Annotated in this window: 27 protein-coding genes and 2 pseudogenes; 19 read left to right on the top strand and 10 right to left on the bottom strand. The window is 59.7% G+C overall.

Translation table 11 applies throughout. The features are described from left to right. The first annotated feature begins 34 nt into the window (after nucleotides 1-34). The 3 genes and pseudogenes from K0P03_RS20930 to K0P03_RS20920 form a co-directional block, all read left to right on the top strand. Nucleotides 35-496, top strand: a complete 462-nt coding sequence (locus K0P03_RS20930; RefSeq protein ID WP_023517552.1) for a TspO/MBR family protein — start codon at nucleotides 35-37, stop codon at nucleotides 494-496. Between the two features lie 149 nt (nucleotides 497-645). Beyond that, nucleotides 646-1,188, top strand: a complete 543-nt coding sequence (locus K0P03_RS20925; RefSeq protein WP_336314297.1) for an SDR family NAD(P)-dependent oxidoreductase — start codon at nucleotides 646-648, stop codon at nucleotides 1,186-1,188. 179 nt (nucleotides 1,189-1,367) lie between these two features. Further along, nucleotides 1,368-1,634 (top strand): annotated as a pseudogene (locus tag K0P03_RS20920) (IS110 family transposase); the annotation flags it as partial. A gap of 95 nt (nucleotides 1,635-1,729) precedes the next feature. Here K0P03_RS20920 and K0P03_RS20915 read toward each other — a convergent pair. The 3 genes from K0P03_RS20915 to K0P03_RS20905 are packed head-to-tail and all read right to left on the bottom strand — an operon-like array spanning nucleotide 1,730 to nucleotide 5,324. Further along, a complete protein-coding gene (locus tag K0P03_RS20915) occupies nucleotides 1,730-2,734 on the bottom strand; it encodes a site-specific integrase (RefSeq protein ID WP_269704331.1) in 1,005 nt (334 codons plus the stop codon). Then, nucleotides 2,731-4,098: a tyrosine-type recombinase/integrase gene (locus K0P03_RS20910; RefSeq protein WP_272790526.1), complete on the bottom strand. Its 1,368-nt coding sequence runs from the start codon at nucleotides 4,096-4,098 to the stop codon at nucleotides 2,731-2,733. Before K0P03_RS20910 ends, K0P03_RS20915 begins: the two co-directional genes overlap by 4 nt. Next, a complete protein-coding gene (locus K0P03_RS20905; RefSeq protein ID WP_269704327.1) occupies nucleotides 4,095-5,324 on the bottom strand; it encodes a site-specific integrase in 1,230 nt (409 codons plus the stop codon). The genes K0P03_RS20910 and K0P03_RS20905 overlap by 4 nt, the downstream gene beginning before the upstream one ends. Nucleotides 5,325-5,455: 131 nt before the next feature. Between K0P03_RS20905 and K0P03_RS20900 the strand changes: the two are divergent. Further along, nucleotides 5,456-6,244: pseudogene (locus K0P03_RS20900) on the top strand (IS110 family transposase); the annotation flags it as partial. A gap of 676 nt (nucleotides 6,245-6,920) precedes the next feature. Here the strand turns inward: K0P03_RS20900 and K0P03_RS20890 are convergent. The 4 genes from K0P03_RS20890 to K0P03_RS20875 form a co-directional block, all read right to left on the bottom strand. Next, a complete protein-coding gene (locus tag K0P03_RS20890; RefSeq protein WP_130520265.1) occupies nucleotides 6,921-7,220 on the bottom strand; it encodes a DUF982 domain-containing protein in 300 nt (99 codons plus the stop codon). Nucleotides 7,221-7,292: 72 nt separating this feature from the next. After that, nucleotides 7,293-7,766 carry an Hsp20 family protein gene (locus tag K0P03_RS20885; RefSeq protein WP_024271496.1) on the bottom strand — a complete coding sequence of 158 codons (474 nt, stop codon included), beginning with the start codon at nucleotides 7,764-7,766 and terminating at the stop codon, nucleotides 7,293-7,295. A gap of 247 nt (nucleotides 7,767-8,013) precedes the next feature. Then, on the bottom strand, nucleotides 8,014-8,304 hold the full coding sequence (locus tag K0P03_RS20880; RefSeq protein ID WP_130520263.1) for a hypothetical protein: 291 nt from the start codon (nucleotides 8,302-8,304) through the stop codon (nucleotides 8,014-8,016). A 94-nt stretch (nucleotides 8,305-8,398) separates the two neighbouring features. Then, entirely contained in the window at nucleotides 8,399-8,671 is a 273-nt protein-coding gene (locus tag K0P03_RS20875) for an usg protein (RefSeq protein ID WP_130520261.1), read from the bottom strand. Nucleotides 8,672-8,946: 275 nt separating this feature from the next. Here K0P03_RS20875 and K0P03_RS20870 point away from each other — a divergent pair, with 275 nt between their 5' ends. The 4 genes from K0P03_RS20870 to K0P03_RS20860 all read left to right on the top strand — a co-directional run bounded on the left by K0P03_RS20870 (nucleotide 8,947) and on the right by K0P03_RS20860 (nucleotide 13,942). Further along, nucleotides 8,947-9,261 (top strand): co-chaperone GroES, encoded by a 315-nt coding sequence (locus tag K0P03_RS20870; RefSeq protein ID WP_130520259.1) that lies wholly within the window; start codon nucleotides 8,947-8,949, stop codon nucleotides 9,259-9,261. Between the two features lie 60 nt (nucleotides 9,262-9,321). Then, entirely contained in the window at nucleotides 9,322-10,950 is a 1,629-nt protein-coding gene (gene groL / locus K0P03_RS20865; RefSeq protein ID WP_024271495.1) for a chaperonin GroEL, read from the top strand. 175 nt (nucleotides 10,951-11,125) lie between these two features. Further along, nucleotides 11,126-11,347 (top strand): IS66 family insertion sequence element accessory protein TnpB, encoded by a 222-nt coding sequence (gene tnpB, locus K0P03_RS35685; RefSeq protein ID WP_081870766.1) that lies wholly within the window; start codon nucleotides 11,126-11,128, stop codon nucleotides 11,345-11,347. 132 nt (nucleotides 11,348-11,479) lie between these two features. Further along, nucleotides 11,480-13,942: a PAS domain-containing protein gene (locus tag K0P03_RS20860; RefSeq protein WP_272790548.1), complete on the top strand. Its 2,463-nt coding sequence runs from the start codon at nucleotides 11,480-11,482 to the stop codon at nucleotides 13,940-13,942. Nucleotides 13,943-13,992: 50 nt separating this feature from the next. On the opposite strand, the gene K0P03_RS20855 is transcribed toward K0P03_RS20860, so the two are convergent. Both K0P03_RS20855 and K0P03_RS20850 read right to left on the bottom strand, forming a co-directional pair. Continuing rightward, a complete protein-coding gene (locus tag K0P03_RS20855; protein ID WP_130520255.1) occupies nucleotides 13,993-14,247 on the bottom strand; it encodes a hypothetical protein in 255 nt (84 codons plus the stop codon). Nucleotides 14,248-14,589: 342 nt separating this feature from the next. Next, nucleotides 14,590-15,978: an NAD(P)/FAD-dependent oxidoreductase gene (locus K0P03_RS20850; RefSeq protein WP_272790547.1), complete on the bottom strand. Its 1,389-nt coding sequence runs from the start codon at nucleotides 15,976-15,978 to the stop codon at nucleotides 14,590-14,592. A gap of 135 nt (nucleotides 15,979-16,113) precedes the next feature. Between K0P03_RS20850 and K0P03_RS20845 the strand changes: the two genes are divergently transcribed. The 5 genes from K0P03_RS20845 to K0P03_RS20825 are packed head-to-tail and all read left to right on the top strand — an operon-like array spanning nucleotide 16,114 to nucleotide 19,851. Further along, entirely contained in the window at nucleotides 16,114-16,752 is a 639-nt protein-coding gene (locus K0P03_RS20845) for a sigma-70 family RNA polymerase sigma factor (protein ID WP_130520252.1), read from the top strand. After that, complete coding sequence (locus K0P03_RS20840) at nucleotides 16,749-17,402, top strand: ChrR family anti-sigma-E factor (RefSeq protein WP_272790546.1); 654 nt, start codon at nucleotides 16,749-16,751, stop codon at nucleotides 17,400-17,402. The genes K0P03_RS20845 and K0P03_RS20840 overlap by 4 nt, the downstream gene beginning before the upstream one ends. A 3-nt stretch (nucleotides 17,403-17,405) precedes the next feature. Further along, entirely contained in the window at nucleotides 17,406-18,221 is an 816-nt protein-coding gene (locus K0P03_RS20835; protein ID WP_272790545.1) for a DUF1295 domain-containing protein, read from the top strand. After that, a complete protein-coding gene (locus tag K0P03_RS20830; RefSeq protein WP_130520246.1) occupies nucleotides 18,218-19,255 on the top strand; it encodes an SAM-dependent methyltransferase in 1,038 nt (345 codons plus the stop codon). Before K0P03_RS20835 ends, K0P03_RS20830 begins: the two co-directional genes overlap by 4 nt. Continuing rightward, nucleotides 19,252-19,851, top strand: a complete 600-nt coding sequence (locus K0P03_RS20825) for a hypothetical protein (protein ID WP_245462384.1) — start codon at nucleotides 19,252-19,254, stop codon at nucleotides 19,849-19,851. The genes K0P03_RS20830 and K0P03_RS20825 overlap by 4 nt, the downstream gene beginning before the upstream one ends. Here K0P03_RS20825 and K0P03_RS20820 read toward each other — a convergent pair. Next, nucleotides 19,816-20,217 (bottom strand): DUF2177 family protein, encoded by a 402-nt coding sequence (locus tag K0P03_RS20820; protein WP_130520244.1) that lies wholly within the window; start codon nucleotides 20,215-20,217, stop codon nucleotides 19,816-19,818. The genes K0P03_RS20825 and K0P03_RS20820 overlap by 36 nt on opposite strands. 120 nt (nucleotides 20,218-20,337) lie before the next feature. On the opposite strand from K0P03_RS20820, the gene K0P03_RS20815 reads away from it, so the two are divergent. The 6 genes from K0P03_RS20815 to msrQ all read left to right on the top strand — a co-directional run bounded on the left by K0P03_RS20815 (nucleotide 20,338) and on the right by msrQ (nucleotide 25,763). After that, nucleotides 20,338-20,718: a DUF2147 domain-containing protein gene (locus tag K0P03_RS20815; protein ID WP_130520243.1), complete on the top strand. Its 381-nt coding sequence runs from the start codon at nucleotides 20,338-20,340 to the stop codon at nucleotides 20,716-20,718. Nucleotides 20,719-20,737: 19 nt separating this feature from the next. After that, a complete protein-coding gene (locus K0P03_RS20810; protein WP_130520241.1) occupies nucleotides 20,738-21,562 on the top strand; it encodes a DUF1365 domain-containing protein in 825 nt (274 codons plus the stop codon). A 70-nt stretch (nucleotides 21,563-21,632) separates the two neighbouring features. Next, nucleotides 21,633-22,916 carry an SAM-dependent methyltransferase gene (locus K0P03_RS20805; RefSeq protein ID WP_130520239.1) on the top strand — a complete coding sequence of 428 codons (1,284 nt, stop codon included), beginning with the start codon at nucleotides 21,633-21,635 and terminating at the stop codon, nucleotides 22,914-22,916. 23 nt (nucleotides 22,917-22,939) lie between these two features. Continuing rightward, entirely contained in the window at nucleotides 22,940-23,983 is a 1,044-nt protein-coding gene (hemH, locus tag K0P03_RS20800; protein WP_130520237.1) for a ferrochelatase, read from the top strand. A gap of 209 nt (nucleotides 23,984-24,192) precedes the next feature. Then, a complete protein-coding gene (gene msrP / locus K0P03_RS20795) occupies nucleotides 24,193-25,134 on the top strand; it encodes a protein-methionine-sulfoxide reductase catalytic subunit MsrP (RefSeq protein ID WP_130521559.1) in 942 nt (313 codons plus the stop codon). Continuing rightward, nucleotides 25,134-25,763 carry a protein-methionine-sulfoxide reductase heme-binding subunit MsrQ gene (gene msrQ, locus K0P03_RS20790; RefSeq protein WP_272790544.1) on the top strand — a complete coding sequence of 210 codons (630 nt, stop codon included), beginning with the start codon at nucleotides 25,134-25,136 and terminating at the stop codon, nucleotides 25,761-25,763. The genes msrP and msrQ overlap by 1 nt, the downstream gene beginning before the upstream one ends. Nucleotides 25,764-25,839: the final 76 nt, after the last annotated feature.

Raw genomic sequence — 25,839 nt, 5'->3', positions numbered from 1 at the left:
CTGGCTTTGTGACTAAAACGAAGGGACATTTGCAATGAAAGTATCGTACGGCAGTTATACCGCCCTACTCATCTTTCTGGTGCTGGTATTGGCTACAGGCTTCACCATCGGCCTGACGATCCGACCGGGCGAGTGGTATCAATCACTGGCAAAGCCATGGTTTACCCCACCGAATTGGCTTTTCGCGCCGGCGTGGACGCTTATTTACGTCTTGATCGCCGTTGCGGGCTGGCGGGTCACAATCCGTGAAGGGTTCAATTCCACCGCCTTCCGGCTGTGGATAGTGCAGATGCTTTTGAACTGGACCTGGACGCCTGTATTCTTCGGGTTTCACCAGATCGGACTCGGCCTTGCCGTGATCGTCTGCCTCTTGTCAATCGTTGTTTCTTTTATGATCAGGGTCCAGGACCGATCGGCGCGCTGGTGTTTCGCACCCTATGCGCTTTGGCTTGTCTATGCGACGTCACTGAACGCCGCGATCTTCCTCTTAAATTAGGAGAGGGATAGTGAAGGCTCTTTTGATCGGATCCTCTGGCGGTATTGGCAAACCACTGGCGGCGCGTCTGCGGGTTGACCTTGGTTCTGATGCCGTCGCAACGCTTTCGCGGAGCGAAGACGGTTTCGACCTCAATGATGAGGCATTCATTGATCGAACGGGCAGCTCGCGATCTGGGCGACAGGTATGGCGCGTTCGATCTAGTCATCAACGCGACAGGAGCGCTGTTGATCGACGGCCATTCTCCTGAGAAGACGATCAAGGCACTGAGCGCCGATGCGATGATGGCGCAGTTCCGCGTCAATGCCATCGGGCCAGCGCTTCTGCTAAAGCACTTTCATTCGCTGCTGCCTCGCAAGACGCGGAACGTGTTTGCCTCCCTGTCGGCGCGCGTTGGCTCCATTAGCGGCAACCGCCTGGGCGGATGGATTTCCTACCGCGCCGCCAAGGCGGCGCAGAACCCGATCATCAAGACGGCGGCTCTGGAGATCGCTCGAACACATCCTCAAGCGATCGTGGTGGCCCTCCATCCGGGAACGGTCGCAACGAAATTGGCACGACCATTTTTGAAGGCGCATCAGAGCGTGGCACCGGACTATGCAGCTGCTAGACTGCTCGACGTCATTGCGAAACTTGGCCCTTCACAATCGAGCGGATTTTATTCTTATGACGGCCAGCAGATCGAGTGGTAGTTAGGGAATGACACACCTCGTCGTGTCGGTTTTTGCGACGAGAGTGGTCTCGCAGCATCGTGGTCTGAATTTTTTTGAACAGGATACGTTGAACGCGGCCAACTATTGGTTATGGGACGGCCCGCCCTTCCGAGGACATCGAGTATGATGTCGCTCTTTTGAAGGGAAGGAGCCGAGCCATGCAGATTTCCATACTCGGTATCGACATCGGAAAGAATAGCTGCAGCGTCGTTGGTGTAGATGACGACGGCGCTGTGGTTGTCCGGCGAACGATGCGGCGACAGACATTGATAAAATTCGTCGAGCAGCTACCGACATGCGTTATTGCGATGGAGGCCTGCTGTGGTGCTCACCATCTTGGCCGGCTCTTTATCGTGAGAGGTCATGAGGTTCGGCTGATGTCGCCGGAATACGTCCGTCCTTATGTGAAGTTATGGCGAGGTGAGCATAACTTGACTAATCACGAGGTCGTCGTAATGCGGAGGAGCGCGGCCTGATCGGCGGATTTTCGCCGTTCTTGTCGATGTTCCTCCGCATTATTTCAGAGTGTGTCGAGCCAGGCGAGCACGCTGGCATCGCGCTTCCAGGATGGCTGGCTGCCGGGTGTGGCTGGAACGGCGACCTTTTCCAGGGCTTTCCGCTTCGTTTCCAGATTGGCCCTGGCATAGTGGTTGGTCGTGTCGAGGCTGACATGACCGAGCCAGCTTCGGATGACCGTAATGTCGACGCCGGCCGAGATGAGGTGCACGGCGGTGGCGTGCCGGAAGGCGTGTGGCGTTACGTGCTTGGCACGCAGCGTTGGCATGGTTTCGGCCGCCGCCTTCACGTAGGCGGCGAGCTTGAACCGGACCCCGGAGGCGCTGAGCGGCTCGCCATAGCGGTTGACGAACAGCCGCTGGTCGGGCGCCCGTGGTTGCCGTTCAAGCAGTTTCCGCAGCAACATCACGGTTTCTGGCCAGAGCGGACAGATACGTTCCTTCCGTCCCTTACCGGTCAAACGCACGCAACTCGGGCTTTCGAACCGGATTGCTTCTGGGCAAAGGTCGAGCGCTTCCTGTATTCGTGCGCCGCTGTTGTAGAGGAACGAGAGCAGCGCATGATCCCGCATGCCCTCAATGGTCGAACGATCTGGCTGAGCGAGGATCGCCGTCACTTCCGCCGGATCCAGATAGCTCGGTTCCGACACCGGAGCGCGCTTGATCGGTATGTTGAGGATTTCCACGCATTGCGCGATCGATCCAGGATCCCTTGTGGCCACGAAGTGGAAGAAGCTGCGGATCGCCGCAAGCCGGCAGTTGCGCGTGCCGATCGTACCGCCACGGTCATGTTCGGCGTGACTGAGGAACGCGGCGACCTCGCTGGCGGCCAGATCGGCCAGCGTGATCATAGCCACCTTCTTCCCAGTACGCTGGGCGACGAACCGGAGCAACAACCGCCAGGTATCGCGGTATGATCGGACTGTATGGATGGATGCGTTGCGCTGCTCGACCAGCCATTCGTAGAAGAACGCGCGCAGCAGGGCCGGGAACCGGTCAACCTTGCTCATGGCCGCATCTCCTGCCCCATGCTGAGGCACGGTGCGCCAACTGCCCGGAACCGCTCATTCGCGTAATGCAGCAGCTCCTGCGTGACGGTGATGTAGACCAATGTAGAGTTGATATCCCTATGGCCGAGATAGGTCGCGAGGAACGGCAGGCGATCCTGCGGGTTGACACCCGTCCGGTACCATTCCAGGATTCTGTTCACGACCATCGAGTGGCGCAGGTCATGAACGCGAGGGCCCGCTTTTCCTCGCAATGGCTTCAACCCAGCGCGACGTATGACGTCAGAGAGCAACCACGTGATCATTTCCGGCGTGTAGTGACCGTCGCCTCGCTCGTGCCAGAACAAGCCGGAGCGCGCGTCCTGTGATCCACCGGCACGACGCCGTGCATCGACGTAGGCGCGAAGCTCGACTACAACGCTGTCGGGAAGCGGCAGTATCCGAGTCTTGAAGAACTTGGTCTGCCGGACGGTTACCGTACCGTCCCGCAGGTCAACGTCACCAAGATCGAGCCGGGCAAGCTCGCCGCGCCGCAAGCCTGCGCAATAGGCCAGCAGCAGCATTGTGTACATGCTCAGCGGCCGAAGCGGCACCCGTGGAGACGGATAGGTGCGGGCAACCTCGAGCATCCGCCGCACGTCGGCAGGCGAGTAGATATGAGCCTTTCGCCATTGCCTGGCCGCCTCCTTCCTCGGTCTCGGGTCCGGTCGCCGCACAGGTATCGACGGGTCGCGGTGACGAAGGATTTTCGCAAAGACGCGTTTGAGCTTTTCGCATTCCTCCACTTGGTGACGCGTGACATTCGTTGCCGCCCATCGATCAACCATGGCGCTCAGCGGTTCGGCCTCCGGTCCCGGATGCAGCTGCAGGAACCGGTCGAACCGCAAGAGCAACAGGGGCTGCGAAGTGTATTTGTATCCTCTGCGCCGCATCATCGCGACATGCTCAGCCATCATTTCGCCCAGCACGCTGCCGAACGGCCTGGGCTGGCGCAGTTCGGCGAGAGCCTGTTCCGGATCCCGCGACGCCAATGCCCGCCAGATGGGCATGCACTGCTTGATATTGCACGCATCTCGCAGAGCGGTGACGGGATTGCGTTCGATCGCGCCGATTTCCACCAGGCGTTCGAGGAACCGGTCAATGATGCGGGTGCGGTGTAGCCGCGTCGTCGCTGCCCAGCATTCGGCCGATTTACGCAGCCACGCAATCAGCACTTCCTGACCGAGTGCATCGTAACGTTCGGCCACATCCTGGAAGCCATGCAGGACCTGCCGATAACAGGCTCGGCTTTTCATGCTGTGCAGATCAAGGATCGCGACATGGCGGTCAATGATCGCGCGGTCGGGATCGGGCCAGCGGGCGGTCATGCCAGCACCTCCATTCCCGGCACGTCAAGCGCAATGGCCCTGAGGTCCTCGGTGGCGAGCTTGAGGTAGGGAGCCGTCGATCCCGTCGAACGGTGCCCCAGCACGTCGCCGATGACCTTTTGAGGCACCGCGACCCGCAACATCTCAACAGCGCGCGCATGGCGGAAGATATGGGGTCCACACTTACCAGGCGGTTGGACACCAGCGTCACGGAGCCACCGGCGAACCACGCTGTAAAGCTTGTCGAGCTTGCGATAGGGCGCGCGCGTGCGGAGGAAGATTTCCCTGGCGTCCGTCACGGGCCGCCCGGAACGCAGATAAGCAAGCAACGCTTCACCGACCGGCTCCATCAGGGGCAGCGATGTGCTGGCCCGCGTCTTGTGGTGGCGAACATGGATGGCTTCCGTCCGCCAGTCGATGTCCTCGATCCGCAGATTGCGGATCTCTCCAGACCGTAGCCCATATGTTGCAAGGAGTTGCAGGATTGCATGGTCCCGCAGCCCCGCTGGCGTCTTGTCCGCCCTCGCGGTTTCCAGCACCGCGGCGATCTGGTCTCGCTCCAGGATTGAGGGCACTCCTTCATATGCATAAAGCGTCGGAGCTATCACATGCCCTGACAGGTCCGTTGTGACGCGACCCGTGATGTGGAGATATCGCAGCAGCGAGCGAAGCCGCTCTGCGACAGACTTCAGCGAGCAGCGCGTCAGTTTCGGCGCGCGCAGATCCATGTAACGGTCTACGTCAACGACGCTCAGCCCCGCCAAGCCGCCGCTTCCGTAATCGATCTGCCAGGCAAGAAAGTTCCGGGCTTCCCACATCAGCGCTGCGACGCTGGAGCGAGCCAACCCGCGTTCCTCACGCAGCCAGATTTCGTATTCGTCACAAACTGCAAATCGGGCCACATCGGCCGCGCAGATAGGCTCGATTGCTGGCGGCCATTGACCGTGAGCAAGTCGCAACAGCGCATGAATTCCGGAGCGCGGAACCTCGTGCCAGCGTGCGCCGGGACGTCGACCACGCTCCTTTTCGAACTTTACGATCGCGTGCCGCAGGTATTGCTCTACCTGCACGTCGATCACGTCTGCGACCAGGATGCCCCGCTGTCCCAGATAATCGAGAAATCCAGATGCGTAGGTGCAGTAATTCCTCACCACGACCGGGCTGTATCGCTGACTGATAAGGGAGGAATTGAGTGCGGCAATTAGTTCGTGACGGATATAGGGCATTGGCGAGTCCTCTGTTGGTCGATTGACCCGCAGAGGTTCGGCACCGAATAATGCAAAGCAAGCCGATCGGAAAACAGCGAAAATCCGCCGATCAGGCCGCGCTCCTCCGCATTACGACGACCTCGTGATTAGTAAAGGCGCAGAAGAATGATGACAGAGATGCCGAAGGCATTGCCGAGGCAGCATCTCGTCCGACGATGCGGTTTGTCGAACTAAAGAGCCAAGAGCAGTTGGATATCCAGACGCTGCACCGGGTTCGATCACGGCTGGTTGCGGAGCGAACGACCTTGATCAATCAGCTGCGTGCCGTTCTTCTTGAGAGAGGTGTCATATTCGCCGCAGGCCGCGTGAAGTTCGAGAGCGCTCTGGACGGTCTCCTTGCCGAAGCTGATGAGGTCTTGTCTGTGCGTATCCGCAGCCTGGTCATCGAATTGAGGGACGAATGGCGAATGCTTGATAAGAAGATCGGCGCGGCGAACGCAGAGTTCTTGACACTCGCCAGGCAAAACAGCGCGATGCGCCGCCTGACATCGATTCCCGGCATTGGCGTGCTTAACGCCACGGCACTTGTTGCCGCGATTGGTGACGCCGGCAGTTTTAAGCATGCCCGAGATCTCGGAGCGTGGCTGGGGCTTGTGCCACGACAGTTCACCACCGGAGGCAAGGCACGTCTGCTTGGGATAACAAAGCGCGGTAACACCTACCTGAGAACCTTGCTGATCCACGGAGCTCGAGCGGCAATGCACACGCTCAGTCAAAGTGATACGCCAATCGGGCAATGGCTCCAGACGATGTTGTCCCGAGGCGTCCAGCGCAATGTCGCGATCCTGGCTCTGGCAAACAAGCTCGCGCGGATCGCCTGGGCGGTGTTGCGCAAAGGACAGCCCTATGAGCGGACCTATGGTATAGCTGTAATCTGAGTTATGGCTGCCGAGAGCGCAGCCTACAATGTTTGCGAGTGGAATGGAGATGGCCTGACAGTTGATCGGCGTTCAGATAGCCCAGGCGTGGAAATGGTTCTTTGAAACCGTGTTGGTTATCGTGGCTCTGGACGTGCGGATATCCATCTTGGCTACGGCCTGACCGTAAGACCGAATACGTTGAAGCAGACTGCACGGGAAATCAAAAAACAACTTGCAAACAGGGCGGGCCATACGTTTCCACGCAGAACTGGGTCGGCTGGGCGCTCAGTCTGCGTGGAAACCATCTGCGGCATCATCTTTCAGAAAGATAGCAGAAAATGTTTCCGGAGCCTGTAGTCGTGCTCGAGCCCGTCTCCGGTTTTCGAGAAGGCACCGACACTTTACGCTCAATAATGACAGCGGCGATCAAGGACTCTTAGCGCCGCCTGTGCCTCGTCGATCGAGACGGGGCCGGGCGTTCCCTGCAGGTGCCGCAGCGACGGTTGCGAATCCACTTCGTAGAGGTCGGATGCCCAAGGCCGCGAGAATTGCCCTGCGATCATAGACCGAAAGGGCCGGCGCGCCGACAAGATCGATCGGTCGGCAGAGCCGAAATCCTGGAACCAGCACCAACGGCCCCATTGCCACTGCATCATGGGCAGCTCGTTCTATCTCGCTGTGTATGGCCACCTCCTCACTGGATATGCGGATCCCGATCACGCCGCAGGCGAGACGCGGCGATGGCGCTCGTGTCCGGCGCCATCAAATCATGTTTCTCGGCAAATGCCGCGAACAGGCCGCGGGCTGTCTCGGCCTCGATTTCGCCGCGCAGTGCCGCGCCGCAAGCCTTCAAGGCGACCGCATGGGCATTATCCCTCAACCTCACTGGCCATTCGCAAAGATAACGATACGCATCCGTTGCGCTTTGCACCTCGACCGGAAAGCCCAAGCCGACAAGGATGGTAACTGGTTCTTTGAACATGTCGGGTTTCATCGCTGTCTCCTTCCCAACCCGGAATGCCAATGGGCGCCACGAGGATGGCGCCCTGTCAATAAGCAAGCCTGATCAAGCCGCCTTCTGCGCTTCGATTTGAGCCGGAGTGACTGACGGTAAGGCAGGCGTGGTCTGGATCGAAATCTTCCTGGGCTTGAGGGCCTCCGGGATTTCATGAACAAGATCGATTGACAGTAGACCATTGCCGAGATCCGCGCCGTTCACCCTGACATGGTCGGCCAGCTCGAACCGGTGCTCGAACGGACGCCCGGCAATGCCGCGATGCAGGTAGGCATCGGCAGAAGCCTCCTGCTTCTTGCCGGCGACCGTCAGCAGGTTAGATTGGAAGGTGATGTCTAGATCGTCTTGGGCAAAGCCGGCGACCGCGATTGAGATCCGGTAACTGTCATCACCTGTCTTAACGATGTCATAGGGCGGCCAGTCGCTAATCGAGCGGGCGCGCTGGGCGTTTTCAAGAAGATTGAAGACGCGATCGAAGCCAACGCTCGAACGGAACAGCGGTGCATAGTCGTAAGATGTTGCCATAGCCATATCCTCCTTGAAGCAACATGGGTGCAGAAGCGCCGAAAGACGGCGCTTCCAGCAAACGCCAGCTCTATGTCCAGCAACTGGCGGAAAACGATTTGGTTTTTGAGAATTCTCGATTCAAGATCCCTGGCGCGAAAATTTCGCACCCTATAAGATCAGATGATTTTCAACTTCATCCGCTAGCATCTTTCCCGGGAAATGCCGCACCCTGCCCACACGCCGACAAGTCTACTTCATCGCCCCTTCAGTGAAGAGATCGACTGATAACCCGATGGGGATACGCAGCCTTAAACTGCGCCATCATCGCGCTGGCCTGCTGCAGCACACGCTCGGTCTTTTCAGGATTATCGCGAGCAAGTTCGTCGGCATTTACTCGCATTGCTTCTGCCATACTGGCGGACGCCATTGCGAACTTCCCTTCTTCGTAGACCAGCGCTTCTTTTGAAGCGGTCTCAAGCCACCGGGCAAAGTCCACGATGATCTCTTCGCGTTCATCGATCCCAACACTCTTGATGATATTGATATTCTCTTCCATGCAGGTGTTACTCCATACGCAATCGGCGCTCACACCGAGTTCGATGCCTCGGGCGGTCGATGAGCTAGGAAGCGGAAAAATCATATTCAAGAGTTCAATTGAGCTTGAACTCGCCCTCGACACGCCGCCATTCCTTCGGACCGATCAGCCGCTGGTGGGAATAACGGACTGAGTGGAGAGGCCCGTCTAGCTTCGCCTGCCAGAAATTGAGAAACCTGTGCATCTCCGGAAAATCGGGTGCGAGATCGTAGTCCTGCCAAACGTAGGTCTGCAGGACGGATTCAAAATCGGGAATGCGATAGAGGATATGTGCGGTGGTCAGTCCATAACCGTTGAGCTGACGCTCAAAATCCGATGAGAAGTGCATGCTTCATCTCCGTTTTATGACGATGCAAAGGTGACTGAAAATCTTGCAGTCATCAATGGTTTTCTGAAAGCGAGAATGCTGTTTATTGCGCCTTTCCAGCATGTTAGCAGCCGTCAACATTGAGTGCTGTTTTTCTTCTTCAGCCTCTTGAAATCGAAAAATGCCGAAAATAAATCTTGCCCGCGAACGCTCAATGAGGTTCGCACCCGCCCGGACTGGTCATCCGGTCCGGCCTGGGTCTTCAACGTCATCATTTTTGCTCAACGGAGGAAAACATGTCGTTCCGACCGCTTCATGATCGCATTCTCGTCCGCCGCGTCGAATCCCAGGAGAAGACCAAAGGCGGCATCATCATTCCCGATACGGCGAAAGAAAAGCCCTCTGAGGGCGAGGTCGTCGCCGTCGGTACTGGTGCTCGCAACGAGGCGGGCCAGATCCAGGCCCTCGACGTCAAGGCAGGCGATCGCATCCTATTCGGCAAATGGTCTGGCACCGAGATCAAGACCAACGGTGAAGAACTGCTGATCATGAAGGAAAGCGACGTTCTGGGCATCATCGAGGCCCAGGCTGAGCAGAGACAAGCCGCCTGAGGAGCTCTCCTTACAAATCAACCTATCAGTCAAATAGCTGCCTATTGAGGAGTTAGACAAATGGCTGCCAAAGAAGTCAAATTTAACACCGATGCCCGTGAACGCATGCTGCGTGGGGTCGATGTTCTTGCCAATGCGGTAAAGGTCACGCTCGGTCCGAAGGGCCGCAATGTCGTCATCGACAAATCCTTCGGCGCGCCGCGCATCACCAAGGACGGCGTTTCGGTTGCCAAGGAAATCGAACTGGAAGACAAGTTCGAGAACATGGGCGCCCAAATGCTGCGCGAGGTGGCCTCGAAGACCAACGATCTGGCCGGCGACGGTACCACCACTGCCACGGTCCTCGCCCAGGCGATCGTCAAGGAGGGTGCCAAGGCGGTCGCTTCCGGCATGAATCCGATGGACTTGAAGCGCGGCATCGATCTTGCCGTTGACGCCGTCGTCAAGGAACTGAAAACCAACGCCCGCAAGATCACCAGCAATTCCGAAATCGCTCAGGTCGGTACCATCTCGGCGAACGGTGATTCCGAGATCGGCCGCTATCTGGCAGAGGCGATGGAAAAGGTCGGCAACGAAGGCGTCATCACCGTCGAAGAGGCCAAGACTGCGGAGACCGAACTCGAAGTCGTCGAGGGCATGCAGTTCGACCGCGGCTACCTTTCGCCCTACTTCGTCACCAATCAGGACAAGATGCGCGTCGAGCTCGACGAGGCCTTTATCCTGATCCACGAAAAGAAGCTCTCGAACCTTCAGGCGATGCTGCCGGTTCTGGAAGCCGTCGTTCAGTCGAGCAAGCCTCTGCTCATCATCGCGGAAGACGTCGAAGGCGAGGCGCTCGCAACGCTGGTCGTCAACAAGCTGCGCGGCGGCCTGAAGATTGCTGCCGTCAAGGCTCCGGGCTTCGGCGACCGCCGCAAGGCCATGCTGGAAGACATTGCGATCCTGACGGGCGGCACCGTCATCTCGGAAGACGTCGGTATCAAGCTTGAGAACGTGACACTCAACATGCTCGGCCGTGCCAAGAAGGTGGCGATCGAGAAGGAAAACACCACGATCATCGATGGCGTTGGCTCCAAGGCAGAGATTGATAGGCGCGTCGCACAAATCCGGGCGCAGATCGAGGAGACCACCTCCGACTACGACCGGGAGAAGCTGCAGGAACGGCTTGCCAAGCTTGCCGGGGGCGTTGCCGTCATCCGCGTCGGAGGCTCGACGGAAGTCGAGGTGAAGGAGAAGAAGGACCGCGTCGACGACGCGCTGCATGCAACGCGTGCCGCCGTCGAGGAAGGCATCCTGCCGGGCGGTGGTGTCGCGCTGCTTCGCGCCGTCAAGGGTCTCGACAATCTCCAGACGGCAAACCAGGATCAGAAGGTCGGGATCGAGATCGTCCGGCGCGCTATCGAAGCGCCGGTGCGCCAGATCGCCGAGAATGCTGGAGCCGAAGGTTCCGTCATCGTCGGCAAGCTTCGGGAGAAGAGTGAATTCTCCTACGGCTGGAACGCTCAAACTGGCGAGTACGCCGATCTCTACTCCCAGGGCGTCATCGATCCAGCCAAGGTCGTGCGCACAGCACTCCAGGATGCCGCCTCGGTTGCCGGCCTGCTGGTGACCACGGAAGCGATGATCGCCGAGAAGCCCAAGAAGGATGCCACATCAGGCCTCCCTGCCGGAGCCGGCATGGACTTCTAAGTAGCAATCGGTGAGGCCCGCCCCTTCCGCCGGGGCGGGCCTTCCGGAAAAATGACAATGACAGCACCCATTTCGAGCGATGATGCACGACTGTGGTTGGCGATATCGTAATGCGGGTACGCGGTGATATCGATCCGGATCAGTTGGCGGGCATTATCGGCGCGGTGCGCAAGGCATGATCGCTTCCGGCGTTGTGGTTTACGTGTCTTGCAAACCGGTGGACTTCCGCAAGGGAGCCGCATCGTTGATGGCATTAATGCGGGATGGCGGCCTCGGCCCGTTCAATGGCGCGCTTTACGTCTTCCGGTCGAAACGGGCGGACCGTGTGCCACGTTTTTTAACGGGATCGATCGCCTCCAATCAGCAGCCGGCAACTCCCCTCCGGTATCGATCGTAGCATGACCTGTTTCTACCGCGCACAGGCGGACCAAAGCGCGTGACCGTTTTTTAGGATTTCCACAGGGTTATCGCGCTTTTCAATTGTTGGGACTTTCCCATATAAGCCTGCGACACGTCGAGAAACGGCAATATGACCCTTATTCCCAACACACGCAGCGAGATGAACCAGCTAATCCAGGAGATCGACTGGAAGAAGACGCCCTTCGGCGCGGAAACAGACTGGCCGCAGGAACTGCGCATGGTGCTGAGTTTGTGTCTCAACACCGCCCTTCCGACGGCCCTTTACTGGGGGGACGACCTTCGCCTTCTGTACAATGACGCCTGGGCGCCGATTGCCGGGGAAAAGCATCCATGGGCCCTGGGCCGTCCAGCCCGCGAGGTCTGGGCCGATATTTGGCATGTGATTGAGCCCCAGCTCCTCGCCGTTCTGCAAACCGGCACGGGGTTTTCGGTTGCCGATCAGATGCTGCCCATGCAGCGCGGGGGCCGCATACAACAGACCCATTGGGATTACAGCTTCGCACCGATTTTCGGACAGAACGGCAAGGTCCTCGGCATATTCAACCAGGGCAACGAGACAACAGCGCGCCTGTCGGCGGAACGGGCGCTGCGCGCCAGTGAGGAGCGACTGGAATATGCGCTGGGCGCATCGGATACGGTGGGCACCTGGGACTGGGATATACCTAATGACCGGGTAATCGCCGATGCGCGCTTTGCCAAACTCTATGGCGTTCCGCGCGAAAAGGCCGGCGTCGGCGCACCGATCGCCGATTTCTTCAACGCCATTCATCCTGACGACCTTCCCCATGTGGAAAAGGCGTTCGCGGCGACTTTGAAGGGCGGCGGTGTCTTCTCCCAGGAATACCGTCTCGTGCAGGCGGACGGTGCGCACAAATGGGTTATCGCCGAGGGACGGCCGACGCTAGCGCCTGACGGAACGCCCCTGCGCTTCCCCGGGATCAGCTTCGATATAACCGACCGAAAAAATGCGGATGCCGCGCTCCGCGACAGCGAGGAGCGCTTCCGGGCAATCACGAACTCCATCGACCAGATGATCTGGTCTACGACCCCAGACGGATATCACGACTACTACAACCAGCGCTGGTACGATTTCACCGGCGTGCCTTCAGGCTCAACTGATGGCGAGGGCTGGGCCGCAATGTTCCACCCGGAGGATCAGGACCGCGCCTGGAGCGTCTGGCGGCATTGCCTGCAAACCGGAGAGCCCTATCACATCGAATATCGGCTCCGTCATCGAAGCGGAAAGTACCGCTGGGTGCTGGGGCGCGCGCAGCCTGTGCGCAGTGAGGACGGCGCAATCACCCGCTGGTTCGGTACCTGCACGGACATCCAGGACATCATCGACGCGCGTGAGGTTCTCGCCCGGTCGCGGGAAGAGCTTGAAAAGGAAGTGCAGGAGCGCACCGTCAAACTCTTGGAAGCCGAAGCACAGTTGCGACAGGCGCAAAAGATGGAGGCGGTCGGGCAACTCACCGGCGGCGTCGCGCACGACTTCAACAATATGCTTGCGGTCATTTTAGGCGCTATGAACCTCCTCGAAAGGCGCCTTGCGCGCGGCGAAACCGATCTCGCCCGTTATATTGACGCCGCCAAGGACGGTGCAAACCGGGCAGCCGCTCTCACCCAACGTCTACTAGCCTTTTCCCGACGTCAGCCACTCCAGCCCGAAATCATCGAACCCAACCGCATGGTCGCCGACATGCGCGAGCTGCTGACAAGGGCGCTCGGCGAGCAGGTTCAGGTCGAAACCGTGCTGGCCGCGGGCCTATGGCGCATAAATGCAGATGTCAGCCAACTTGAGAACGCGGTCCTCAATCTCGCGGTCAACGGCCGAGATGCCATGCCGAACGGCGGCCGGCTCACCGTCGAAACCGCGAACACATTCGTCTCCGAGGACTATGCCCAAGAACACACGATATCGCCGGGCCAATATGTGATGATTGCGGTCACCGACACCGGCACGGGAATGAGCGGCGACACTCTCGCAAAGGCCTTCGATCCCTTCTTCACAACAAAGGAAGTCGGCAAGGGGTCCGGGCTCGGCCTGAGCCAGGTTTTTGGCTTCGTGCGCCAGTCCGGCGGACACGTGAAGATCTATTCCGAGCCAGGCCACGGAACCACCGTAAAACTGTACCTACCCCGTCATTACGGCGAGACAGAAACCAGAGAGATATCGCCGCAGAATGCTGACCCTGCGCGCGGCGTCCGTGGCGAACTCATATTGGTGGTGGAGGATGACGAGCGGGTGCGCAATTTCTCCGTCGAGGCGCTGCGTGAACTCGGTTATTCGGTGGCGGAAGCCGCTAGCGGCGCGGCAGCACTCGCCTTGTTGGGAGAAGGCCTGAAGCCCGCCCTCCTTTTTACAGATATTGTGATGCCTGAGATGACGGGCCGTGAACTCGCCACCCTTGCGTCGGAGAAGTTGGGGGAACTGAAGGTCCTTTATACAACCGGCTACACCCGAAACGCCGTCGTTCACAACGGTATACTGAACGCCGGAACTCACCTGCTTCAAAAGCCCTTCAGTCTGGAGCAGCTAGCCGAGAAGGTTCGGCGTGTAATGGATGGCTAATCGGCGCTCGCTTTGAAGTCAGGAGACGGTAGCCCGCCTGTCTCGACGCATCACAAGGCGAAATCGAAGACAGCATTCGCGGCCTGGGCGGCGCATTCGATGTCGAAGTCTTCAACATCGTCCAGTTGACGAAGAAAGGTCTGCCAGCACGACATGTCGCGCATCATGACCGCTAGGTGCCGTGCGCCGAAACCATCGATCATTCCAAGCGCGGTGGCTCGGGATCTCAAAACGCGCGCGCCGAGAGTTGATCCCTCGAGAACATTGACCGCACCCAACAAACCACTTTGGTCGTCAAACAGCACATCCGACGTTTCGTCGCTGTTAGCCGGAGCCCCAGATCTTTCGCGACCTGCGCGATCGAATCGGACACAGCGGTCGGACGCCAGGACCAATCCCGTGGCCAGACGACATCGTGCAAGACACGATCCATCGCGAAGCGAAATCTGCCGAGGAAGGTCCCATAGCGCCGATACGCCGCAAGGTTCTCAAATGCGCCTATCGCGGCTTCGAGCTTCTCATGGTCGGCTCGGGTTCGATCCCGAAGCGCAAACCGCCTTCACTGTGTCCCATGTATTCCCATCACATAAAGGGGATCGTCGCAGGACCTGCGCGAGGGAAGATCCTTTCACTCTGGGGACGTGGTATCAGACTGGTGGGCAGGAAGCATCGAGAACTTCAGGAGAATCTGAAGGCGCACGCAATCGAGCGCCCTGCAGGATTCGGAATATTCGATCGGATTCGCCCTCGACGGACCATGGCCGCATATTTCCTCCCAAGGTTTCGCCAACGGCCAGACCCGCCTGAATGGCATCCTCGTGGAAGCCGGAACCGAAATAGGATCCGCAGAACCACGTATTGGCTTCACCCTGAAGCGACCATAGTTGCTTTTGCGCAGCAAGCGTTGCGGCGTTGAAGAGAGGATGCTGGTAAAGTCCACGCCAGATCACCTTGTCTTCGGCAGGAGCGTGCAAGGGGCTAAGCGTGACGAAACAGGGACGAGGATCGGAAATCCCCTGCAGCCGGTTCATCCAGTAGGTGACGCAGGGCTTGCCCACCGCCGTGCGGTCACGTCCGGATTGCGCGAGGTAATTCCAGCTTGCCCAGACACGCCTGCGGCTTGGCATCAAGGTTTCATCGCGGTGAAGGACCGTCTCGTTGTCGCCATAGGTGAACGCGCTCAGCAGCTCGGCTTCGCGTGGCGAGCGGTCGGCAAGCATCGCCAGCGCCTGGTCGGCATGGGCGCCGATCACGACGTGATCGAACCATTCGGCCTCGGCGCCGCCCACGGAAATCTCAACCGCGCCGTTGACGCGGCGGATTGACTTCACCGACGCATTTATCCGGATCCTGTCGCGGAATGGCGCCGTAAGACGCTCGACATAGGCGCGGCTTCCGCCATCAACCGTTCGCCAGATTGGTCGGCGCATGAATTTCAGCAAGCCGTGGTTCTCGCAGAAGCGCACGAAGGAAAGCGCCGGATAATTGCCGATCTCAAGTGCCGGTGTCGACCAGATCGCAGCAGCCATCGGATAAAGGTGGTCTTCGCGAAACGCCCGCCCGAAGCCGGCGCTATCGAGATAGTCGTTGAGGCTAGCGGAAGGATCGAGATCGCGCACGCCGTTTGGCGCCTGACGGTAGAAACGCACGAGGTCTCGCAGCATCGACCAGAAGCGCGGGCTGGCAAGGTTGCTGCGCTGCGCGAAAAGTCCGGCAAGGTTCGTGCCAGCATATTCCAGCTTACCACCGTCCATCGACACGGCGAAAGACATGTCCGAGGCCCTGGTTGGTACGTCGAGATGCGCAAACAGGGCCGTGAGGTTTGGATAGGTCGCTTCGTTATAGACGATGAAGCCGGTATCGACTGGAGCGCCACCTGCATCCACGGTGTGAGAGTGGCCGCCGATACGGTTGTCCGCCTCGAAAACCGTCACATCGTGACGCTGCGACAACAACCAGGCCGCTGAAAGACCGGCGATGCCTGTGCCGACGACCGCGATTTTGAGTGGCCGATCCGATTGAGGAAAATGGCGCATGACGATCCTTTTGCGGCTTTCGAACTCTGGACAACTATCTGTATCCTTTACGAGCGTAGGAATCTGACGGATCACTGCGAAGGACCGATTTCGTGGCGTGTGATCCGCTGACGAAAATGCCGCGTAGAAGGACGCATGAATGAAGTTTCGAGCCCGATACAGATTGATCGCAAACCAGGTGCGCCGACAGGCCGGCGGCTTGCCGTGGTGAGTTCAAGGGACACACAACAGCCCCCCTCGCCCGGTGCACTTGTTGAGTTGATGCTGAAGGTCGCGCAAGATCGGGATCGTCAGGCTTTCGCCCTTCTTTTCCGCTACTTCGGGCCGAAGCTGAAGACCTTCTTCCTGCGCTGGACAATGTCGTCCGCAGCCGCGGAGGATCTCGTTCAGGAGACAATGCTGACCGTCTGGCGCAAGGCATCGTATTTTGATGCCGAACGCGCCGGGGTCGCGACCTGGATCTTCACGGTCGCGCGCAACATTCGCATTGATCACTTGCGACGGCAGAAGGACCCCTCGGCTCTGCCGCCAGATCCTGAAAACGCAGCCGATACGGTCGAGGACGGAATGCTCGGCGCCGAGCGGGATGCGGCGGTGCGCGACGCGCTAACCGCGCTCTCGCCCGAGCAACAGACGATCATCCGCCTCTCGTATTTCAGCGAGAAATCGCAGACTGAAATCGCCGATGAGCTGGGCATCCCGCTCGGCACCGTGAAATCTAGAACACGCCTGGCCATGAACCGGCTTCGCGGGCTGCTGGAAGACAAATCATGACCACCACACATCACGCAACCGACGAGACCCTGATGCGCTACGCCGCCGGCACGCTTGCCCCCGCGCCCGCCATCGTCGTCAGGGCGCATTTGGCAAGCTGCCCGGCCTGTCGCGCCCGCGTCGGCGAATATGAAGCGCTGGGGGGCGCGCTTCTGGAAGAAACGGAAGCGACGCAAATGTCGGCAACCGCATTGAGCGACGTACTTGCCATGCTGGACGATGAGGACGCCGCCGCCCCCTTCACACCGCCGCCGCGGGCGCCGGTGGAGATTGATGGCATTCGCCTGCCGGACGCTTTGCGCGGCTGCGATATCGGGCGCTGGCGCTGGATCGGCCCTGGTATGAAGATGAGCCGGGTCGGCGTGCCACAGGATCCCGATGCCAATCTTATCCTACTCAAGGTTGGCCCCGGCCGCGCCCTTCCAGACCACGGACATGTCGGCACCGAGTTCACCTATATCGTATCGGGTTCATACACCGATCGTTTCGGAACATTCGGTCCAGGTGATCTCGCGGAAATGGACGAAGACGTTGATCATCAACCGGTCGTCGATAATGGCGATGATTGTATTTGCCTTGCCGCTATGGAGGGTAAAATGCGCTTCAACAGTGTCATCGGCCGCATGCTGCAGCCGATCTTCGGGATTTGAACCATGCCTGCGGTGGCGCTCTTCCTTTTTCTGGCCGCTGCTATCTCGCTGGGCATGGCAGCCGTTTGGCTCGCGGTCGTGAAGGGGGCGGGATCCGGCTGGGTCGATACCGTCTGGTCCTTTCTCGTGGGCGGGGCGGGTGTGGCTGCCGCGCTTGTTCCGGTTTCGGACTGGCAGAGCGATGGGCAGCGACGGCTTCTCATGGCAGCGGTGGCCGCGCTCTGGTCTTGTCGTCTCGGCCTGCATATCCTGCGGCGCACGCTCAAAGGCGGTGCGGATCCTCGATACACGAAACTTCAGGAGGAATGGGGCGAGCGCTGGCGCGGGCGTCTCTTCCTGTTTCTGCAAATCCAGGCCGCCGCCGCGCTTCTCCTGACCACCACGATCTTCACCGCAGCACGCAACCCGGCCATGGGCTGGCAGTGGAGCGATATTGCCGGCATCGCGATCATCGTCATCGCCGTCGTCGGGGAAGGCATTGCCGATGCGCAGCTGGCACGGTTTCGCAGCGACGACACCAATGGGGGCAAGGTCTGCGATGTCGGTCTTTGGGGCCTGTCGCGACATCCCAACTATTTCTTCCAGTGGCTCGGATGGGTTGGTTATGCAGTCGTGGCTATCGGCCCTGCCGGCGACTGGGGCTGGGGCTGGCTGGCGCTTGCAGGCCCTGCCCTGATGTACTGGCTGCTGGTGCACGTTTCAGGGATTCCGCCGCTTGAGGCGCACATGATGCGTTCACGTGGCGCTGCCTTCACCGCCTATGCCAGGCGCGTCAACGCCTTCTGGCCGGGCGCGCAAAAACGGGAGCAGACCACATGAACCTTGCCGAGACCGCCATCACCGCCGCCGAGCGGCTGCCGTTACCCGATCATGCCCTGCGGTTCGGCATCAGCCGGCTCGTTGGCCGCACGCGCCGACTGCTGGCGGAGGGGACCGGTCCGACGGACCAGGACTTTGCGCGTTCCATGAGCGAATGGCCCATCGCCGTGCACACGGATGACGCCAATGCCCAGCACTATGAGCTTCCCGCGGCATTCTTCTCGCTGGTGCTCGGCCCGCGCCGTAAATATTCATCCTGCCTCTATGCCTCGCCCGCCACGACGCTCGCAGAGGCGGAAATCGCGGCTCTGGAGGAGACGTGCCTTCACGCGGACCTCGCAGACGGGCAGGATATTCTCGAGCTCGGCTGCGGATGGGGATCCCTCTCGCTGTTCATGGCAGAGCGCTTTCCGTCCGGTCGCATCGTCTCCGTTTCGAATTCATCCTCGCAGCGGACCTATATCGAGGCGGAAGCCAAACGCCGCGGCCTTCGCAATCTGACCGTGATCACCGCGGACATGAACACATTCTCACCGGACGGCACCTTCGACCGCATCGTGTCGGTGGAAATGTTCGAACACATGTCCAACTGGCATTGCCTGCTCCAGCGTGCACGCAGCTGGATCCGAGACGACGGGCGGCTTTTCCTGCATGTCTTCTCGCATCGCAAGACGGCCTATCGCTTCGACCATGCAGACAAGGCGGACTGGATTGCGCAGTATTTCTTTACCGGCGGCGTCATGCCCAGCCATGGACTGGTTCGCGCGTTCGACGACAGTTTCACCGTCGAACGGGACTGGCGTTGGAACGGCAAGCACTACGAGCGCACCGCGCTGGACTGGCTCGACAATTTCGACCGAAACCGTGACGCGGTCCGCGCCATCTTCGAGGCAACCTACGGCAAGGACGCATCCGTCTGGATGCGGCGCTGGCGAATGTTTTTCCTCGCCACGGCCGGGCTCTTCGGCCATGCCGGTGGAGAAGAATGGGGCGTAAGCCACTATCGCCTCAGCCCCGTCGGCGCGGGCCGGTGATCTTCTTTCTGAAACACCTCACCGCGATGGTGCGGGCCTACGCACACCATCGCGACCCGCGTGTCGCTGCGGCGAACGTGATTTCCTTGCTGGTCGCGTCGAATCAGCCCTTTTACCCGCTCTATCTCTTCTGGTTGGTGAGTGCCGACATCACCGCCGCCTGGTTCACGTTCCTGTCGACACCGTTCTTTCTCGCCGTGCCGGCCGTGGCGCGCCGGAATGACGTGGCAGGGCGGGCTCTGCTGCCGCTGACGGGGATCGGCAATACCGTGCTTTCGGCGTGGCTCTTCGGCACCGCCTCGGCAGTCGAAATCTTCCTCGTTCCGTGCGGGATAATCGCGCTTCTGCTGTTTCGCCCGCGGGAACGTGTCGTCGCCCTCGCGATTACCGCGCTCGCCTTCGGCGTTTTCCTTCTATTGCACGATGTCTATGCTCTCCCGCTCACGCAGTACAATGCGGCGCAATACGCCGCCCTGGCGCGGTTAAACGTAATGAGCGCCGGCATGCTCACCGCCTTCGTCGCCATACTGTTCTCAGGGATTCTGGCTGAGGCGGAACGGTCAGCCGATACGGCTCGCCACGAGAAAGCCGGCTGAGGCGCCGGTCGCCGTGACGAAGGCTCCCCAAGGAATGTCGGCGAGCGTAACGGAAAGCGGCCAGTCCTTAAGCGTCGCCTGGTTGGTGAGGTCATACGTCGCGTAGGCCACCAGGCCGAGGATCGCACCATTCAGCGCAGCCTTGCCGAGTCCTCCCCCGTCGAGCGCGGGCATCACGGCGAAAAATACGATGCCGGCAACGTAAATCAGATAGAAGACAACGGCCGGCGCCAGATGAAACTGCGGCGCCAGTTTGTCGCCCAAGAGCGGCCTATAAAGCATATCGGCCATCGTCGAAAGCCAGATGGCATCGACGATCAGAAAGGCGATGCCCGTCGCCAGATAGGCGATGACGATGGTTTTCATACCGATGTCTCCCATTACGTTCGTCGACATTTCTACGCCTTCGTCGCTCTGGCGGATCACCTCGGGTGAACCGATCCGCCCGCGCGTGCGTATTCAAGGAAAAGCAACGAGGATGGACCGATGAGGATAGCCGTTCTGACTGCATTTTCCGCCCTGATGCTGACTGCCGCGGCATCCCACGCGCAGCAATCGGCCGATCCGAGCGGTGTGTGGCTGCGCGATGACGGGAATGCGCGCGTGCGCATCGCGCCATGCGGACGCAATATCTGTGCCACCAATCTCTGGATCAAGGATACCAGCAAGGGCGAAAAAGCCGGCGACCGCCTGATCATGTCGCTTCAACCCAAATCGCCGGATACATTATCAGGAACTGCCTTTGATGAGAAACGCGAGCGGACCTATTCGATCACGGTGCAGGTTTCCGACAATTCGCTTCTAACGCGTGGCTGTATTCTCGGCGGCGTGCTTTGCAAGAACGTGCGTTGGCAGCCAGCCCGATGATGAACGGAAAAAGCAAGGCATGAAGCAGATTCGGGTCAACAGCATGGCTGACAACGGCCCGCCGCCCTCTGCGGCCGGCACGCTTTACCCCGGAAAGGTGATGCATCAGAGGCTCCATCCCTTCGGCCATCGCTTCAGCTATAGTGTCTTTTCCCTTCTGGTCGATGTCGACCGGCTTGTCGATCTTGCCGGACTGACCCGCCTCCTTGCCGTCAACCGCGCGGGAATCCTGTCGTTCCACGAACGCGATCACATCGAAGAGAACGGTGAGACGCTGCGACAGTTCGCCGACCGCCTGCTGGCGCGCGCCGGTCTCGAAAGGCCCGCGGCCCGTATCCTGCTGCTCGCCTACCCGCGCATGTTCGGTTATGTCTTCAACCCGCTCTCGACCTATTTCGCCTATGATGACGAAGACCGGCTGATTGCCATCATCTATGCAGTCAGGAACACCTTCGGCGAACGCCACAGCTACGTGGCACCGGTCCTTGCGGGCGACATCAGCGCCGCCGGCATTCGGCAGACGCGAACGAAGGTCTTTCATGTTTCCCCCTTCATGGACATGGGGCTGCGCTACCACTTCCGCATCCTCCCGCCCGGCCGGACTGTCCGGCTGCGAATTCATGAAACCGCAGGCAAAGAGCCGGTCATGGCCGCCACGTTCAATGCGAACGCGGCGCCCCTGACGGACGGCATGCTGGCGCGCTGCCTGATCCGTTTCCCCTTCATGACGATGAAGGTGATGGCCGGTATCCATTGGGAAGCCTTCAAGCTTTGGCTGAAAGGCGCACGCTTCCGCACAAGTCCGCCACCGCCGGAAACGGCAAGTTACACAGACACGGTGTGAAACGGCTTTGAGCGCACGGCGTCCGAAGCGCCCGCACCTATAATTTTATCGATTTTTTCAGGAAGACATCGTGGTCGCATTAGCAAGAATATTCAGGCGTGGTCTTGGCGAAAACAGAGCGAGGATCGGACTTTTCGCGCGCGCAATGAACGCCGTCATCGCATCTGTCGATATCGGGAAAATCACAGTTGTCCTGCCCTCAGGCGAACGTAGTGAACATATCGGCACACGTCCGGGGCCTTCGGCGGCGATCAATATTCACAGATGGCGGGCCGTCCGCCGGCTCGCGACAGGCGGTGATCTCGGCTTCGCGGAAGCCTATATCGATGGGGACTGGTCGACGCCAGACCTGGAAGCCTGCCTGGAATTGGCCGCACGCAACATCGATATGCTTGACGGAAAGATTTCAGGCCACCTAGCGGTCAGGCTGCTGCACCGGTTCCGCCATGCGCTGCGCGCGAACAACAAGACCGGCAGCCGGAAGAACATCGCCTATCATTACGACCTCGGCAATGCCTTCTACAGGGAGTGGCTCGACCCGAGCATGACCTATTCCTCAGCGCTCTACACGGAACCGGCCCTCAGCCTGGAGGAGGCCCAAAGGGCAAAGATAGAGCGGGTCAAACAGCTCCTGTCGATCAAGGGAGGCGAGCAAATTCTGGAGATCGGTTTCGGTTGGGGCGCACTCGCAGCAAGTCTCGCACATGCGGGCGCCACGGTGGATGGTGTAACGCTATCCTCAGCGCAACTGGACCATGCGACGGAGTGCATCCGGGCCAACGGCCTGCAGGAAGCGGTCCGCCTGCAGTTGAAAGACTATAGGGATGTCACGGGAAGCTTTGACCGGATCGTGTCCATCGAGATGCTGGAAGCGGTTGGAGAGGCCTATTGGCCGCTGTTTTTCAAGACTCTGCAGCAAAGGCTTCGCGCGGGCGGACGCGCCGTGCTTCAGGTCATCACGATCGACGAGAGCCGTTTTGCCGCATATCGAGGCGGGGCAGATTTCATTCAGCGACATGTCTTCCCTGGCGGCATGCTTCCGACCAAAGGCATAATTCAGGAGCAGGCCGCGCGCGCAGGACTTCAATTGGTGCAATCCGAGTATTTTGGATTGGATTATGCTCGAACGCTCCTCGAATGGCGGCGACGCTTCCATGCTGCTTGGCCCAGGATTAGCGCATTAGGTTACTCCGAACAGTTCCACCGGTTGTGGGACTATTATCTTTGTTACTGCGCGGCTGGTTTTAAGGCCGGAACCATAGATGTCGGCCTGTATGTACTCCAACGGCCTGCCGACCCAACTCGTTCGAGGCGGGAAACTGCCGCGTTTCTCCCCGTGCTTCCTGGTAACTGAAATCGGCATCACAAAGAATGCGAATGACATCTGCAAAAATCGAACACAGCCATCCGCCCGTCAAACACGGCAAGGTCGGCGTCCTGCTCGTCAATCTTGGCACGCCAGATGGCACCGACTACACCTCGATGCGCCGCTACCTGAAGGAATTCCTGATGGACAAGCGTGTCATCGAGTGGCCGAGGATCGCCTGGTATCCCATCCTCTTCGGCATCGTGCTCAACACCCGCCCCGGCAAGGTGGGCAAGGCCTATGAGACGATCTGGAACAAGGAAAAGAACGAGAGCTTCCTGCGCACCTATACCCGCAGCCAGGCCGAACTGATGGCCGGAGCCCTCAAGGACCATGCCAACGTCATCGTAGACTGGGCCATGCGCTACGGCCAGCCGTCTATCGCATCGCGCATGGACGCGCTGCAGAAGGCTGGCTGCGAACGCATCCTCGTCTTCCCGCTTTATCCGCAATATGCCGCCGCCACCACGGCCACCGTCAACGACAAGGCCTTCGAGACGCTGCTGAAGATGCGCTGGCAGCCGGCGCTGCGCACCGTGCCGCCCTATCACGACGACCCGACCTATATCGACGCGCTCGCCGTCTCCATCGAAAAACATCTCGCAACGCTCGACTGGGAACCGGAAAAGGTACTTACCTCCTTCCACGGCATTCCGAAGAGCTATTTCGAGAAGGGCGACCCTTACTATTGCCAATGCCAGAAGACCGCACGCCTGCTGCGCGAACGCTTGGGCTGGTCGAGCGACAGGCTGGTCGTCACCTTCCAGTCCCGCTTCGGGCCGGAGGAATGGTTGCAGCCCTATACCGACAAGACAGTTGAAAAGCTGGCACACGAAGGTGTCAAGCGTATCGCCGTGCTTAATCCGGGGTTCGTTTCCGACTGCCTGGAAACACTGGAAGAGATCGCAGAGGAGGCTGCCGAAAGCTTCCTGCACAACGGCGGCGAGAAGTTCGCGCACATCCCCTGCCTGAACGATTCGCCGGAAGGCATGAAAGTGCTGGAGAAGATCGTTAGGCGGGAGCTTTCCGGTTGGGTGAACCCCAAGGCGCCGTAGTAGGTCTTACGATACTGCCTGCTGGGAATTCCTCTTGAATAGACCCAGTATCGCTCTGCTTCTTTCGGTCTAAGCGGCAAGACGGACGTAAACGATCGCGTGCCCATCACGGCCCCGACACGAAAATTTGCTCGCTGTAGTCGTCTCTTGATTTCAAACTCTGCGGCTGAGGAATTAGCAAACATGCACGAACAACAAGGGTAAGCACAATGTTCCTCTATCGCCCGCCACGAATCGCAGCCTCGGAAATCACCCCGCAAAGCTGTTTCTTCAGTCGTCGCTCGTTTCTGGCCGCTTCCGCCGGCGGCGCGATCGCGGCTGTCGGCACACCAGCCTTCGCCGAAGCCCTGAAGGCGTCGAAGACCCGCTACATGGTTGACGAGACCCTGACGCCCGAAAAGGACGTCACCAGCTACAACAATTTCTATGAATTCGGTCTGGGAAAGGGCGATCCGGCAGCAAACTCCGAAAATTTCAAAGCAACGCCATGGACGGTCAAGGTGGACGGCTTGGTCGGCAAGCCGAAGGAATTCGGCCTCGAGCAGCTGCTGGCGATGCCGCTGGAGGACCGGGTCTATCGCATGCGCTGCGTCGAGGCTTGGTCAATGGTCGTTCCTTGGGTGGGCTTTCCGCTTTCGGCCCTGCTCGACAAGGTGGAGCCGCTGGGTGACGCGAAATATGTCGCGTTCGAAACGGTCGTACGGCCGGAGGAAATGCCGGGGCAATCGGGCTACTTCCAGTCGCTGCCCTGGCCCTATGTCGAGGGCCTGCGGCTCGACGAGGCCCGCCATCCGCTGGCGATCCTCGCCGTCGGCGTCTATGGCAAGACGCTGCCGAACCAAAACGGCGCGCCCATCCGCCTGGTCGTTCCCTGGAAATACGGCTTCAAGGGCATCAAGTCGATCGTGAAGATCACCCTCACCGACAAGCAGCCATCCTCGACCTGGAACCTTTCCGCACCGGACGAGTACGGCTTCTACGCCAACGTCAATCCTGACGTCGACCACCCACGCTGGAGCCAGGCGAGCGAGAACCGCATCGGCGAAGGCGGCTTCTTCGGCGCGAACCGTCGGCCGACCCTGCCCTTCAACGGCTATGCCGAGGATGTCGCCAGCCTCTATAGCGGCATGGACCTTCGGGCGAACTACTGATGGCCAGCCTCCCCGCCCTGCCCCGAAAATATCATGCGACCTCGATCTGGCTGCTCTATGCCGCCGGTCTCATGCCTGCCGCCTATGGCTTCTGGCTCGAGGCGACGGGGCGCCTGCCGGGCAATCCCGTGAAGGAGATCGAACACCTGCTCGGCCTGTGGGCGCTGCGCTTCCTCGTGGCGACGCTGACGATCACACCGCTGCGCGATCTCGCCGGGATTAACTGGATCCGCTATCGCCGCGCGCTCGGGCTGCTCGCCTTCTGGTACGTGCTGATGCACTTCCTGACCTATATGGTGTTCGATCAGTACCTGATTTTCTCCGCCATCCTCACCGATATCGCCCGCCGCCCCTTCGTCACCATCGGCATGGCCGCCTTCGTGATGCTCATTCCGCTGGCGCTGACCTCCAACAACTGGTCGATCCGCAGGCTCGGGCCGCGCGGGGTGAAGCTGCACAAGCTTGTCTATTTCATCGCCGCAGCCGGAGCGCTGCACTTCGCCATGTCGGTGAAGGTCGTGGGGCTGGAACCATGGATCTACATCGCGCTGGTGACGCTATTTCTGGCTTGGCGCGCGGTGCGGCGGAACTGGCGCAACCATAATAGGGCATACCCTCGACCTACGTAGTGCGCTTATCGCCCGATATGCGCAACGAGTTGCTTTCAGTTATGCCGGATGCACGGCACAACAAGCATGCCACTAT

The organism is Shinella sp. HY16 (genome assembly GCF_028534175.1).
GTDB lineage: Bacteria > Pseudomonadota > Alphaproteobacteria > Rhizobiales > Rhizobiaceae > Shinella.
This window is presented reverse-complemented; position numbering and strand designations above follow the sequence as displayed.

What these genes read in the sequence shown, in the direction of transcription:
- K0P03_RS20930 (WP_023517552.1), top strand. Translation starts at nt 35, where the DNA reads ATGAAAGTATCGTACGGCAGTTATACCGCCCTACTCATCTTTCTGGTG.
- K0P03_RS20915 (WP_269704331.1), bottom strand. Translation starts at nt 2,734, where the DNA reads ATGAGCAAGGTTGACCGGTTCCCGGCCCTGCTGCGCGCGTTCTTCTAC.
- K0P03_RS20910 (WP_272790526.1), bottom strand. Translation starts at nt 4,098, where the DNA reads ATGACCGCCCGCTGGCCCGATCCCGACCGCGCGATCATTGACCGCCAT.
- K0P03_RS20905 (WP_269704327.1), bottom strand. Translation starts at nt 5,324, where the DNA reads ATGCCCTATATCCGTCACGAACTAATTGCCGCACTCAATTCCTCCCTT.
- K0P03_RS20890 (WP_130520265.1), bottom strand. Translation starts at nt 7,220, where the DNA reads ATGAAACCCGACATGTTCAAAGAACCAGTTACCATCCTTGTCGGCTTG.
- K0P03_RS20885 (WP_024271496.1), bottom strand. Translation starts at nt 7,766, where the DNA reads ATGGCAACATCTTACGACTATGCACCGCTGTTCCGTTCGAGCGTTGGC.
- K0P03_RS20880 (WP_130520263.1), bottom strand. Translation starts at nt 8,304, where the DNA reads ATGGAAGAGAATATCAATATCATCAAGAGTGTTGGGATCGATGAACGC.
- K0P03_RS20875 (WP_130520261.1), bottom strand. Translation starts at nt 8,671, where the DNA reads ATGCACTTCTCATCGGATTTTGAGCGTCAGCTCAACGGTTATGGACTG.
- K0P03_RS20870 (WP_130520259.1), top strand. Translation starts at nt 8,947, where the DNA reads ATGTCGTTCCGACCGCTTCATGATCGCATTCTCGTCCGCCGCGTCGAA.
- groL (WP_024271495.1), top strand. Translation starts at nt 9,322, where the DNA reads ATGGCTGCCAAAGAAGTCAAATTTAACACCGATGCCCGTGAACGCATG.
- tnpB (WP_081870766.1), top strand. Translation starts at nt 11,126, where the DNA reads ATGATCGCTTCCGGCGTTGTGGTTTACGTGTCTTGCAAACCGGTGGAC.
- K0P03_RS20860 (WP_272790548.1), top strand. Translation starts at nt 11,480, where the DNA reads ATGACCCTTATTCCCAACACACGCAGCGAGATGAACCAGCTAATCCAG.
- K0P03_RS20850 (WP_272790547.1), bottom strand. Translation starts at nt 15,978, where the DNA reads ATGCGCCATTTTCCTCAATCGGATCGGCCACTCAAAATCGCGGTCGTC.
- K0P03_RS20845 (WP_130520252.1), top strand. Translation starts at nt 16,114, where the DNA reads ATGAATGAAGTTTCGAGCCCGATACAGATTGATCGCAAACCAGGTGCG.
- K0P03_RS20840 (WP_272790546.1), top strand. Translation starts at nt 16,749, where the DNA reads ATGACCACCACACATCACGCAACCGACGAGACCCTGATGCGCTACGCC.
- K0P03_RS20835 (WP_272790545.1), top strand. Translation starts at nt 17,406, where the DNA reads ATGCCTGCGGTGGCGCTCTTCCTTTTTCTGGCCGCTGCTATCTCGCTG.
- K0P03_RS20830 (WP_130520246.1), top strand. Translation starts at nt 18,218, where the DNA reads ATGAACCTTGCCGAGACCGCCATCACCGCCGCCGAGCGGCTGCCGTTA.
- K0P03_RS20820 (WP_130520244.1), bottom strand. Translation starts at nt 20,217, where the DNA reads ATGAAAACCATCGTCATCGCCTATCTGGCGACGGGCATCGCCTTTCTG.
- K0P03_RS20815 (WP_130520243.1), top strand. Translation starts at nt 20,338, where the DNA reads ATGAGGATAGCCGTTCTGACTGCATTTTCCGCCCTGATGCTGACTGCC.
- K0P03_RS20810 (WP_130520241.1), top strand. Translation starts at nt 20,738, where the DNA reads ATGAAGCAGATTCGGGTCAACAGCATGGCTGACAACGGCCCGCCGCCC.
- hemH (WP_130520237.1), top strand. Translation starts at nt 22,940, where the DNA reads ATGACATCTGCAAAAATCGAACACAGCCATCCGCCCGTCAAACACGGC.
- msrP (WP_130521559.1), top strand. Translation starts at nt 24,193, where the DNA reads ATGTTCCTCTATCGCCCGCCACGAATCGCAGCCTCGGAAATCACCCCG.
- msrQ (WP_272790544.1), top strand. Translation starts at nt 25,134, where the DNA reads ATGGCCAGCCTCCCCGCCCTGCCCCGAAAATATCATGCGACCTCGATC.